The organism is Pueribacillus sp. YX66 (assembly GCF_041725775.1).
GTDB lineage: Bacteria > Bacillota > Bacilli > Bacillales > UBA6769 > Pueribacillus.
Window position 1 is genome coordinate 17,043 of sequence record NZ_JBEUEL010000004.1, and the last position, 13,082, is coordinate 30,124.

11 protein-coding genes are annotated in these 13,082 nt (G+C 39.2%); 7 read left to right on the plus strand and 4 right to left on the minus strand.

Annotated elements, in window-relative coordinates; genetic code table 11:
* Positions 1-305 precede the first annotated feature (305 nt).
* Positions 306-1,427, plus strand: a complete 1,122-nt coding sequence (gene ald, locus ABU914_RS02830) for an alanine dehydrogenase (protein WP_379668243.1) — start codon at positions 306-308, stop codon at positions 1,425-1,427.
* 68 nt (positions 1,428-1,495) lie between these two features.
* Positions 1,496-2,179, plus strand: a complete 684-nt coding sequence (locus tag ABU914_RS02835) for a metal-dependent hydrolase (RefSeq protein ID WP_379668244.1) — start codon at positions 1,496-1,498, stop codon at positions 2,177-2,179.
* Positions 2,180-2,225: 46 nt separating this feature from the next.
* Here ABU914_RS02835 and ABU914_RS02840 read toward each other — a convergent pair whose 3' ends face one another.
* Positions 2,226-3,218: a phenylacetaldoxime dehydratase family protein gene (locus tag ABU914_RS02840; RefSeq protein WP_379668245.1), complete on the minus strand. Its 993-nt coding sequence runs from the start codon at positions 3,216-3,218 to the stop codon at positions 2,226-2,228.
* A gap of 319 nt (positions 3,219-3,537) precedes the next feature.
* Here ABU914_RS02840 and ABU914_RS02845 point away from each other — a divergent pair, with 319 nt between their 5' ends.
* Together ABU914_RS02845 and ABU914_RS02850 are read left to right on the plus strand one after the other, a co-directional pair.
* Positions 3,538-3,777, plus strand: coding sequence for a hypothetical protein (locus ABU914_RS02845; RefSeq protein WP_379668246.1), 240 nt, complete (start codon positions 3,538-3,540; stop codon positions 3,775-3,777).
* A 64-nt stretch (positions 3,778-3,841) separates the two neighbouring features.
* Positions 3,842-5,161: a DRTGG domain-containing protein gene (locus ABU914_RS02850; RefSeq protein WP_379668247.1), complete on the plus strand. Its 1,320-nt coding sequence runs from the start codon at positions 3,842-3,844 to the stop codon at positions 5,159-5,161.
* A gap of 8 nt (positions 5,162-5,169) precedes the next feature.
* Here the strand turns inward: ABU914_RS02850 and ABU914_RS02855 are convergent, their stop codons facing one another.
* On the minus strand, positions 5,170-5,475 hold the full coding sequence (locus tag ABU914_RS02855) for a YtpI family protein (RefSeq protein ID WP_379668248.1): 306 nt from the start codon (positions 5,473-5,475) through the stop codon (positions 5,170-5,172).
* Between the two features lie 553 nt (positions 5,476-6,028).
* Here ABU914_RS02855 and ABU914_RS02860 point away from each other — a divergent pair.
* Positions 6,029-6,967, plus strand: coding sequence for a DHH family phosphoesterase (locus ABU914_RS02860; protein WP_379668249.1), 939 nt, complete (start codon positions 6,029-6,031; stop codon positions 6,965-6,967).
* Here the strand turns inward: ABU914_RS02860 and ytrI are convergent.
* Both ytrI and ytrH read right to left on the minus strand, forming a co-directional pair.
* Complete coding sequence (gene ytrI, locus ABU914_RS02865) at positions 6,962-7,468, minus strand: sporulation membrane protein YtrI (protein ID WP_379668250.1); 507 nt, start codon at positions 7,466-7,468, stop codon at positions 6,962-6,964. The two genes, ABU914_RS02860 and ytrI, sit on opposite strands and share 6 nt — an antisense overlap.
* Positions 7,468-7,797, minus strand: a complete 330-nt coding sequence (gene ytrH, locus ABU914_RS02870; RefSeq protein WP_379668251.1) for a sporulation membrane protein YtrH — start codon at positions 7,795-7,797, stop codon at positions 7,468-7,470. Before ytrH ends, ytrI begins: the two co-directional genes overlap by 1 nt.
* Positions 7,798-8,131: 334 nt before the next feature.
* On the opposite strand from ytrH, the gene dnaE reads away from it, so the two are divergent.
* A complete protein-coding gene (gene dnaE, locus ABU914_RS02875; protein ID WP_379668252.1) occupies positions 8,132-11,479 on the plus strand; it encodes a DNA polymerase III subunit alpha in 3,348 nt (1,115 codons plus the stop codon).
* Between the two features lie 182 nt (positions 11,480-11,661).
* The gene (gene ystJ / locus ABU914_RS02880; protein WP_379668342.1) at positions 11,662-12,930 is read left to right on the plus strand and encodes an NADP-dependent malic enzyme; all 1,269 of its coding nucleotides are present in this window, start codon (positions 11,662-11,664) and stop codon (positions 12,928-12,930) included.
* The last annotated feature ends 152 nt before the right edge of the window (positions 12,931-13,082 follow it).

The following is a 13,082-nucleotide window of genomic DNA, read 5'->3' on the forward strand; positions in this document are numbered from 1 at the left end:
TTGTTCAATCGTTTAATAAATCTAATTCAACATTTGTTTCAGTATTATTCCTTAAATAGGGAAATTGAATGCCCAAATCTGATCTTTTTCCGATTTCAAATGGACATCTGCTTAATATCTTTTATTGAAATGAGATACGATGTGACGAGTAGACGAGTCATGTGTATGACCTAGTTCATTTTGTCTTTCGATAACCTCTAACAAAAATACGTTAAAAAGTTTTTGCTACTTCCTGGCAAAAGCTTTTTTCGATTCGCGAAGTGTTGTAGAATAAATTTGACTAACAAAAAAATAGGTGGATGATTATGAGAATTGGAATTCCGAAAGAAATTATGAATAATGAAAACCGAGTGGGGATTACGCCCGCAGGTGTCTCGATCCTAGTTGAACAAAATCATCATATTATTATTGAAAAAGATGCAGGCTTAAATGCGGGGTTTTCAAATGACGAGTATGAACAGGCTGGTGCGGAAGTCGTTGAGACGGCTGCCGAAGCGTGGGACGTTGAAATGGTTCTAAAAGTAAAAGAACCTCAGCCTGAAGAATATCAGTTTTTTCGTGAAGATTTGATGATTTTTGCGTATTTTCATCTAGCGGCGTTTCCGGAATTAACGAAAGTGTTAATGGATAAAAAAATTATTGCGATTGCTTATGAAACGGTGCAAGTGAATGGTACGCTGCCATTGCTTACTCCGATGAGTGAGATTGCTGGACGTATGGCGCCGCAAATTGGTGCACAATTTCTTGAAAAAACGTACGGTGGAAAAGGGATTTTGCTCGGTAGTGTGCCTGGTGTGAAACGAGGCAAAATTGCGATTGTCGGAGGAGGAGTTGTTGGGACAAACGCAGCGAAGATTGCTGTTGGCCTAGGTGCAGATGTGACGATTATCGATTTAAGTGCGGAGCGACTTCGCCAGCTTGATGATATTTTTGGTTCAAACATTAATACGTTAATGTCAAATCCATACAATATCGCTTCTGCAGTACAAGAGGCGGACCTCGTTATCGGAGCTGTATTAATTCCAGGAGCAAAAGCACCGAAGCTCGTTACAGAAGAGATGGTGAAATCAATGCAACCTGGTTCGGTTATTATTGATGTCGCGATTGACCAGGGCGGAATTTTTGAAACAGCCGATCGGATATCGACACATGATAACCCTACATATACGAAACACGGTGTTACTCATTATGCGGTTGCGAATATGCCTGGTGCTGTGCCTCGAACATCAACGACTTCATTAACGAATGCAACCGTATTATACGCTTTGGAAATTGCAAATAAAGGGTATAAACAAGCAAGCTTAGACAATCCGGCTATTTTAAAAGGGTTAAATACACTTGACGGTTCTGTCGTGTTTAAAGCGGTTGCCGAAGCGCATGGCTTGCCTTATCGGTCTGCAGAAGAGATACTAAAAAATAAAAAATAGAGCAGGGAAAGAAACTTGTTTTGTGTAAGTAAAAGGTATACCAAATAGAAAGGATGTTGTAAAAAAAAATGAAAGTAAGTTTTCATGGTCATTCAGTCGTTATGATTGAGACGAATGGAAAGAAAATATTAATTGACCCGTTTATTAATGGAAATACTCAAACAGATTTAGATGCTGACACGGTTGAGTGTGATGTTATTTTATTAACACACGGGCATAACGATCACGTCGGTGATACGGTTGAAATTGCGAAGCGCAACGATGCGCTCGTCGTAGCAACGGCAGATTTAGCGACATACTTAGGGTTCCAAGGACTTAACGTTCATGGAATGAATATCGGCGGTGCGTACGAATTTGATTTTGGCAGAGTGAAATTAACGCAAGCATTTCATAGCTCACATTATACAGAAGAGGAAACTCAAACCATCGTCTATACGGGTATGCCGACAGGTATTTTGTTTACAGCTGAAGGAAAGACGATTTATCATGTAGGCGATACAGGTTTATTTTCAGATTTAAAATTAATTGGCGAAATGAACGATATTGATCTTGCGTTCATACCAATTGGTGATAACTTTACGATGGGGCCTGAAGATGCAGCAGTCGCAGCAAAATGGATCGGCGCAAAGACGGTCGTTCCAATCCATTACAATACGTTCCCTGTCATTGAACAAGATCCAAATGTGTTTATTGAAAAGTTAGATGGCATTGAAGGGGTAGCACTTAAACCAGGTGAATCGATTACGTTATAATAGTAGAAAAGTGTAGCGTCTATGATGAGATGCTACACTTCTTTCGCTATTTATACATGTATGACATTTCTTTTGTTTTAAAATAAGGTAATAAACCTGTATCGGAATGACAATTGATATATTCGAGTTCTACTTCGTCAGATTGTAAGACAGACACTTCGTGCCAAAGTGATAATTGTACAGAGAGGTTATGTCTTCTTAACATTTCAGCAAATGTACCGAAAAGCGCAATATGTGTCGGGTGGTGATGTGTCCAATCTTCTAAATGTTTTAATGATAGAAAGAAAGAAACGACACACGTTTTTTCAACAGGGTTGCCGTTTTCATCAAGTTCTTGAACGAACTTCGGATTGATGCAGCCACTTTCTTCTTGGTTCGTATTTAAATAATGATAAGATTTTTGTAGTGCTGGCTCAACGAGGCTTAAATACGTTTCCTTTTCTTCATCGTTGCATCGTGTCCAGTCTTGGGCTGTTCGAATTAAACAGATGTTATTTGGCGGAATTACTTTTAAATGTTTGCCGAGCGTTTCTTTTTTCGTATGTTCAATTTTTTCAATTGAGTTGTCAAGGCGATTCATGCTCGATGCTTGGATTCGTTTTCGCATGGAACCCCAATAGGCATGTTCCTTTGTTCCTTCTAAATTCAGAAAGTGTGTCACACCACTATTGTTATTTTGCATCGAATGAATGGTTTCAAAATGGGTGACTGGTATTTTTGTAACTTCGTGATAGAGACCAATATTTCCTTCTAACCCCTTACCATTCCACCATTCTTGCACATCCGCCTGCAGAAGCCAGTTCTCAAATTCATCAACGTCACGCCAATACACCATGAAAAGCCGATTTTCATAGTCGGCAATATCCGTAAATTGTGCTTGATCAACATGAATAGGAGCATGCGGAAGCGTAAAACTTTCGGTTATTTTAGCAGCGAACTCTGCAGATTCTTCAATCGATTTCGCTTGTAACCCAATTTGTGCAAAAACAATTTTTTCTAAACCTTCGGGAATTGTCGTCGTATATGCTTTTACTGCCATAATGTCATGTCCCCTTTATGATTTACTTAAAATTAGCATAACACTTAATTTTCAGAATTGAGTGAATGAACATCAATTTTTTTTTTCATTCATATAATAAAGCGAGACTTATAAAGTTTTTATCGTGCGTTTGAGTGCAGCGAATGACGGACGATTGACACTTGGAAAAGCGAGAATTAGACCCACAACAGGAAGTGAATCATGTAGACGGAGCCATATGTGGCGTTCTTAGTCTTCCTACGTAACCAATTACAATGGTTAGCGAGACTATCCGTATGAACGAGAAGTGAACAATCTATACAAGAGGGGGAAAGTTTCAATGAAACAGAGATGGTTATTATCCATTTTATCCGTTTTAGCCTTATTGTATTATGCTTTACCGCGGTTACCGTTTAATGCTTCAGGTATGCCGCAGTATTTTAGTTTACTTTGGCTCATGTTTGCGTTACTAGCAATTGGCGGAAATTTAGCTGCTTTTTTATACGCTGAATCGAAGCGGATATCTGTACTAGATTTAACGAAAGAGGAGCATGAACGCGAGCGAAGTTATGATGCATAGATTGCCCTTAGCTGTATTCATTTGTATAATGTAAACAATGATACAGATGAATGGGATGAAGAATATGAGCAAACCAATGACGAAGCACGAACAAATTTTAGCATTTATTGAAAACCTTGAAGTCGGGGATAAAATTTCAGTGAGACAAATTGCAAAAGAATTAAACGTGAGTGAAGGGACAGCCTATCGTGCGATAAAGGAAGCGGAAAATCAAGGGTTTGTTAGCACGATTGAACGCGTTGGGACGATTCGAATTAAAAAGAAACAAAAAGAAAATATTGAACGGCTGACGTTTGCTGAAGTCGTTAATATTGTTGACGGGCAAGTTCTCGGTGGACGGGCTGGGCTTCATAAAACGTTAAATAAGTTTGTCATCGGTGCAATGAAGCTTGATGCGATGATGCGGTATGTTGATCCGGGCAGCCTTCTCATTGTCGGGAATCGCGATCAAGTGCATAAAATAGCCCTTGAGGCAGGCGCAGCCGTATTGATTACGGGAGGTTTTGATGCGAATGACGACGTGAAACAGCTAGCAGATGAACTTGAGCTTCCCGTTATTTCGACTTCATATGATTCATTTACTGTCGGTACGATGATTAACCGTGCAATTTATGACCAACTGATAAAAAAAGAGATTGTACAAGTTAGTGATATTTTAACGCCAATTGAAAGCACTCGCTTTTTATATATTGGTGATACAGTTGATCGCTGGCATCAACATCATGAAGATACGAAACATAGCCGTTATCCTGTCGTCGATAGTAATATGAGAGTTGTCGGGATCGTTACGACGAAAGATGTCATAAATGCTGGTGACGAAAGACAGATTGAAAGAATTATGACGAAAAATCCGTTAACGATTAACGAGCGGACGTCCGTTGCAACAGCAGCGCATATGATGATTTGGGAAGGAATTGAAATGGTTCCTGTCATCAACCAGTCACATCGGCTTGTTGGAATTATTAGCCGACAAGACGTGTTAAAAGCAACACAGACGATGCAGCAACAACCGCAAATGGGAGAAACGTTTACGGATTTAATTACGGGACAAATGCAAGATGTCGAAGACAATGGTGAAGTGCATTATGAGTGTGAAGTAACACCGCAAATGACGAACCACCTCGGAACACTTTCGTACGGTGTCATTACAACGCTTATAACTGAAGCAGGGAGTCGGATTTTAAAGAAACAGAAACGTGGGGACCTCGTCGTCGAAAATATTACGATTTATTTTATTAAACCAATACAAATAGAAAGCACGATCGAAATTCGACCGCGCATTTTGGAAGCAAGCCGTAAATTTGGTAGAGTGGATGTAGAGGTGTTTAATGAAGGAACACTCGTTGGGAAAGCGCTCATGGTTGCACAATTAATCGATCGTTAGACCAAAGATTAGTTTTGATTTTGCTCAGCTTCTTTAATGGCTAGAGGCAAGTAATGACGGTATGCTCTATACCCTAATATGACATTGGCTAGCCCGAGCAATATAAAAATGGCGCTTATAATAAGCGCAATGGCTGAATCGAAGCGGATAAAGATTTGATTTAAACCAAAGAACACGAGAAAACTACCGAGCGCTATATTCGCTTTCGTATTGATCCAACTTTTTTCAATGACGGCTTTCGTGCGAAATGATTTTGCTTTATAAAAAAAGTAAAACATGATTGAAGCAATAAGGAGAATAACGAATACTGGCATGAAAATACCTCCACAATGATTTTGATGTTCGCATTACTTTCATTTTAGATCAATTTGAGCTGATATGCTATGTTTGCCATACAATTGCCATAAAGCGAGACTTATCAGGTTTTTATCGTCCGTTTGAGTGTACGAATTACGGAGGATTAACACGTGTAAAAGTGGGACTTAGGCCCACAAAGAAGTGGAGCATGCAGATGTGTCTACAGGACTCAAACAATGCTCCGTCGAGTATGCTGTACTAATAGTAAACCGATAAAGGAAACTAGCCAATTGGAAAGTCTTTTAAGGCGCAGACAGAGGCTTAGTTGCGCTTATCTAGGGACTTAAAGTTTGCAACTATGTTGAGCTTCTTCTAGTTGCAAATGTAGAACAATATATCCTCGAATCATTATTTGGGTGTCTCGAACGTAGCGTTCTTATCGTGCTTATTTTTAATCGTAAGAAATTGATAGCAAGACTGATGAGAATTGTAACTAAAGTCTATTGTCTAAGAATGAACAGATTAGTGCGACGTGATAATCAGAGCGTGGAAAAAAGGAGAACTTAGTAGATGAAATTACAAATTTTAAATGCAATTAAACAATATGAAACGATCATTATTCATCGCCATATTCGCCCTGATCCTGATGCGCTCGGGTCTCAAGGGGCATTGGCTGAACTGATTAAAGAGAGTTTTCCTGAAAAAAAAGTGTACTGCGTTGGCGAAGAAGATGAGGCGCTCACGTTTTTGAATCGGATGGACGATGTTCGTGATGCGGAATATGAAGGTGCTCTTGTTATTGTTTGTGACACGGCTAACGAGCCGAGAATAAGTGATCACCGTTATAAAATGGGTGACATGCTAATTAAAATTGATCATCACCCAAATGATGATCAATATGGAGATATCATGTGGGTGGATACGTCTGCAAGTGCGGTCAGTGAAATGATTTATGAGTTTTACCATTTCGGAAAAGAACACGGGTTGAAGTTAAACGATAAAGCGGCTTCATTAATTTACGCGGGAATAATCGGTGATACAGGGAGGTTTTTATTTTCAAATACGACAGAGAAAACGTTCCGTTACGCTAGTGAGATCGTATCTAGCGGTTTAGATTTTACTGCCATCTATGATGAACTTTATAAACGACGCATTGAACTCATCCATTTAAATGGCTATGTGCTGCAAAATTTCACTTTCGAAGATCACGTCGGAGTGATGAAAATTCCGATGGAAGTGTTGAAGAAATTTAATGTGTCACCGAGTGAGGCGTCATTGCTTGTCAATGCTTTTTCTGATGCTGAAGGATTAAAAGCATGGGTGTTTTTTATTGAAGAAAATGACCAAATTCGCGTTCGTTTCCGATCAAAAGGACCGATCGTAAATACAATAGCAAACCAGTTTAATGGGGGCGGGCACCCGTTGGCGGCAGGAGCGACGATCTATTCTTGGGATGACGTAGATGAGATCGTTCAGCAGCTGAAAGAAGCTTGCCGAATAGAATCATGAAGAAAGTTGAATGTCTACGAAAAATTCAACCGTCGTGTATAAGTAGAGCTGTCGAACCTTAAACGAATATTGTTTCTTTTCAAATGTGAATTGCTTATTTTCTAACGTTGAAATGAGCAATTCTTTATTTTTAGAAACCGTATCAACATGTTTATTTAATAACAGTTGATTTAAATAGTGCTGTGCCATTTTTTCTAGTTCAAATATTTCCATTTCGTTTAACTTCAATTTTTCATGATTAAGAAATTCAAGTTTGATCTCTTTAATTAATAATTGTTTTTCACTTTGTTCATTAATCTCTTCGATATCTTTCTGGAACAGTTCAATTTTTTCATTTAACTCTTTAATTTCTGCTCGTTGCTCAGTAATGGTATCTATTTGTCGTTCATGCATTATGCCGAAAAATAATAAAAATAAAAACCAACCGATGATCGTACCAAATGCTAGTCCTGCAAAAAAATGTTGCAATGTTTTAATGCGATAAAAAAAGGGTATTCTCATTAGTTTAAATGCTCCTGTGTAAACCATTCGATAAACTGTGATCCTGTATATGCACCACTCATGGCTGACATGACGAGTAGGATTTGTTTTACGACTTCGGTTGGCGTTCCATAAAATAAGCCTCGTTCTAAGCTTGAAATCATATCAAATGTACCGCCAATTGCCGCAACAAGTGCCCAAATTTTTAAATTGTTAGCCAATTGATTCATTGTTTTTAATGGAGGCTCGTTAGAGAGAAAAGCACCGATACTTCCGATAACGGAACCGCCAACGACAACGCCGACTGCAACGAAAAATGCTATAATGAGCGTAATAATAAACCTTTCCATTTCACTTTTCCCCTTTCTTTGATTGATGGGAATGTGTAGAGCACTCTTTCTGTTCATTTTCGCTGTAGAACGAAACGGCGACGCACAGGATGTAGTAATACAAATCTTTACGGTCCAAACAAAGCACCGTCGAGAATGCTGTACTACGATTAAATTTAAACAATAAATCCCCAACATAATATTAGGTGTTTCGAACGTAGCGTTCTAAGTTTAAGTTGTATAGCTACTGCGCGCAATTTACTACTATTCAAACTAATACTATAAATATGGACAACCAGTTCATTATATGATTGATTTTGAACGAACGAATACATTGCTGTAGGAAGGGATAACAATGACATTTACTCATTTGCGTGTACATACGGAATATAGCCTTTTAGAAGGCGCGTGCCGAATCGATTCACTCGTCCAACAGGCGAAGAAACTCGGCTTTTATGCGATTGCTATGACAGATAAAAATGTTATGTACGGAACGATCCCTTTTTATAAAGCGTGTCTGCAAGCAAAGATAAAACCGATACTCGGGTTGGAAGCTAACGTCATGACGAGTTCCGCGGAACAAGGGACAAGTTACCCGCTCGTTTTAATAGCAAAGAACGAGATTGGCTATCGCCACCTATTAAAAATTAGCAGCGATATACAAAGTCAAAAACAACGTAAAAGTGAAGCGATTCATATCGATACGCTTGCGTCTTATTCAGAAGGTTTATTTTGTTTATCTGCTGGTATCGATGGTGAGATAGGTCAATGTTTGCTACATGGAGAATATGAACAAGCCTATCAACTCGCAAACGAATTTAAACAGATCTTTCAAGTAGAGCATTTTTTTCTTGAGCTTGTTGACCATGGGTTACAAGCAGAAAAACAAGTCAATACATTGCTAGCTAAATTAGGTAATAAACTGGGCATTCCACTCGTGGCGACGAATAATGTACATTATGTTCACAAAAAAGAAGCGATTGCCTATGATGCCTTGCTTGCGATAAAGAACGGAACGATATTGAAGCGACAACAGAATGAGCAATTTTATTTAAAATCAACAGAGGAAATGGTAGCTGCGTTCGATCCATCATTCCATAAAGCGCTAAAGATGAGTACAAAAATTGCTCAAAGCTGTAATGTGAACTTAACGTTAGGTAAACCGATCTTGCCTAAATATCCGTTGCCGCCAGATGTTACATCAAAAGAAGCGTTATTGAAGCTTTGCGTGAGAGGGTTGAAAGAGCGGATTGAAAACATTACACCAGAAGTGAAGCAACGACTTCAATATGAACTTTCGGTCATTCATGAAATGAATTTTAACGATTATTTTTTAATCGTCTGGGATTTTATGAAGTACGCTCGAGAACAGGGAATTTTAACAGGTCCAGGACGTGGCTCAGCAGCAGGTTCACTCGTTGCCTATGCGCTTTATATTACACATGTTAATCCGTTAGAACACGGGTTATTGTTTGAACGATTTTTAAATCCTGAGCGGGTGTCAATGCCTGATATTGATATTGATTTTCCTGATACGAAACGAGACGAGGTGATTAACTATGTTGCCCGTAAATATGGAAAGGAGCACGTTGCCCAAATTATTACGTTCGGTACGCTTGCAGCAAGGGCGTCCGTACGCGATGCAGGAAAAGTACTTGATTTTGAAAAAAAAGACATTGAGCAAGTAGCTAAATTAATTCCGGCAAAGCCGGGGATGACACTAAAAAAAGCGATGAAAGCTTCATCGGAATTAAACGAACTCGTACGTCGATCCGATCCCGCTCGCAAACTCGTTGAACTTGCTCATATGATTGAAGGTTTTCCCCGACATTCATCAACACATGCGGCAGGTGTTGTGATAAGTGATAAACCGTTGACCGATGTGATCCCGTTAAAAAATGTACAAGATGATGTACCGCTTACCCAGTTTCCAATGGAAGATTTAGAAGAAGTCGGTTTGTTAAAAATGGACTTTCTCGGTCTTCGCAATTTATCGCTCATTGAAGATATTTTGAAGGATCTTGAAAAATCGACTGGACAAAAAATAAATCTTGACGACATTCCATTTGATGACAAATCTACATTTCAGTTGTTAAGCAAAGGGGACACGACGGGAATTTTTCAATTGGAGTCAGAAGGTATGCGACGAGTGCTAATTCAGTTAAGACCAAATGAATTTGAAGACATCGTTGCGGTCAATGCGTTATATCGACCAGGACCGATGGAAAACATCTCGACTTTTATTGCACGGAAACATGGTAAAAAACAAATTACGTATCCACATCCCGCTCTTGAACCGATCTTAAAAAGAACATACGGTGTTATCGTTTATCAAGAGCAAATTATGCAAATCGCATCACTTCTTGCAGGCTTCTCGCTTGGTGAAGCCGATTTATTGCGAAGGGCCATTTCGAAGAAAAACCGAACAATACTCGAAGAAGAGCGTCGTCATTTTGTTTCAGGCTGTATGAAAAATGGGTACGAAAAACGAATCGCTGACTCAATTTACGACTTACTTGTTCGTTTTGCTGACTACGGCTTTAATCGTAGTCATGCGGTTGCATACAGTATGATTGCGTACTACCTTGCGTATTTGAAAGCGAATGAGCCTGTAGCTTTTTTTACCGCTTTATTATCGAGCGTCGTCGGGAATGATGAAAAACTTGCTCGCTATATCGGTGAAGCGCGGCAGAAGGAACTAGTCATTCACGCTCCATCGATCAATAATAGTGATGTTTATTTCACGATGAATGGAGATGTTATCCAGTTTGGTTTACTTGCGATTAAAAACGTTGGGTTTCAAGCTGTTCAGCACATCATTCAACAACGTCCATATGAATCCATTTTTGATTTATGCAGACGTGTTTCATTGAAAATTGTAAATCGAAGAACATTAGAAGCGCTTATTTTGTCAGGTGCATGTGATGAATTTGGAGTGGAGCGCGGACGTTTGCTTGCGACATTGGACGATGCGATAGAGCACGGTGAAACGTATCAAAGGTCGAAAGATCAAATAGGGTTTTTTAGTGAAAATGATCATGAACCTACGTATGTCGACGTTCCACCATTAACAGAATTAGAAAAAATGGGGCATGAAAAAGAAGTATTCGGATTTTATTTTAGTGGACATCCGTTGCTTCGTTACGAATCGCTACTTAAGCATATTCCTTACACACGACTGAGTGAGTGCAAAGGCAGAAAGAAAAATCGTCGCATCATGACCGCAGTTTTGCTTGAGAATGTTCGTATCATTCGGACAAAGCGAGGCGAACAGATGGCATTTTTAAAAGTAAGTGATCAAACAGGGGATGGGGAAGTTGTCGTTTTTCCGAACGTGTATAGTGAGTCACGACAAAAACTAAGCGAAGAATCGCTCTTGATAATCGAAGGGACAGTAGAACTACAACATGACCGTGTGAAAATAATTGCGAACAAGATCAAACATATCGAAGAACTGAACGAGCGGACTCATAGTTACGTGCTATTAAAGATTGAAAGTCATCGTCATCGTACAACGCTTTTAACCGACTTACAACGAATTTTAACTAAGTATCCTGGCGATGTAGCTGTTCAATTGTATTACGAATCAGATAAACAACTGAGGCGCCTCTCAAACCAATATTCGATTTCTGCTTCAGAGTCATGTCTAGCTGAAATTAAAAAGTTGATCGGTAAAAATAATGTCATTTTTAATTATCGCTAAAAAATTTGAAGACAGGCTTGTTCTAACTGTTTTCGAATTTTCAGATTAAAAAGGATAAAACTATTTACAACTAGAGAGTAGTTGTTATATCATATAATGTATAACTTTTTTTACCTATAAGGCTTTATTATGGATTATCGAAGTATAGTGAAAATGAGTGTATAGGGGTGGAATACATGTCAATGAATGAAGTTAAAACTGAAGGAGTGACGACGGTGTCAACGTTGCGCGATGAAGCGTTGCATATACATCGTAAGAATAAAGGAAAACTTGAATCAAAAACGAAAATTGAGGTAAGGAATTCACAAGATTTAAGCCTCGTTTATTCTCCGGGTGTGGCTGAGCCTTGTCTGGAAATAAATAAAGATCCGAGTCAAGTGTGGGAATATACGATGAAAGGAAATATGGTCGCTGTCGTTTCAAATGGAACTGCCGTATTAGGACTCGGAGATATTGGTCCTGAAGCATCACTGCCCGTTATGGAAGGAAAAGCAGTTTTGTTTAAAAGCTTCGCAGGTGTTGATGGGTTCCCGATTTGTCTAAATAGTAATAATGTTGATGAAATCGTAGCGACAGTCAAATTGCTTGAACCAACGTTTGGTGGTATTAACTTAGAAGATATTGCAGCACCGAATTGCTTTGAAGTCGAAGAACGTTTAAAAGCAGAAACGAATATACCGATCTTCCATGATGATCAGCATGGAACGGCGATTGTTACGCTTGCCGGTCTTGTTAATGCACTTAAATTAACGGGTAAAGAAATGTCTGACGTGAAAGTTGTCGTTAATGGTGCAGGTGCTGCTGGGATTGCCATTATTAAGCTACTTGAACGGTTCGGAGTAAAAGATATTATTATGTGTGATTCTAAAGGGGCTGTTTATGAAGGACGCCTGAACGGAATGAATGCAATGAAAGAACAAATTGCTACATTTACGAACCGTGACAAAAAAGCGGGTTCTTTAGCAGAAGTCATTAAAGGCACAGACGTATTTATCGGTGTCTCTGTTGCGGGTGCATTAACCCAAGAAATGATTCGTACGATGAATGAAAACCCAATTATTTTTGCAATGGCAAATCCAAATCCAGAAATTATGCCTGAAGAAGCAAAAGCAGCAGGTGCAAAAGTCATTGGTACAGGTCGTTCAGATTGTCCAAATCAAGTGAACAATGTGTTAGCGTTCCCAGGAATTTTCCGCGGGGCACTTGATGTGAGAGCGAGAGAAATTAATGAAGAAATGAAGGAAGCGGCTGTTTATGCGATTGCAAATCTAATTTCTGTAGATGAACTTAAAGAAGATTATGTCATCCCTGGACCATTTGATCCACGTGTCGCTCCAGCTGTTGCGGCGGCAGTTGCGAAAACAGCAATGGAAACAGGAGTTGCTAGAATTGAAGTTGACCCAGAAGAAGTAGCTGAAAAAACTCGACAACTTGCAATTATTGGAAAATGAACATATGTAAAAGTATGTATTCAATAGGATAGCAACGGAAGGCAACGCCAATTAAATACAAAACGTTTTTTGCAACACCGGCGTGAGTGAGGTTACCGGTAAGGACGTTGAACTCACTCATACCGTGTGAGTTGCTGAACATTTTAAAACGA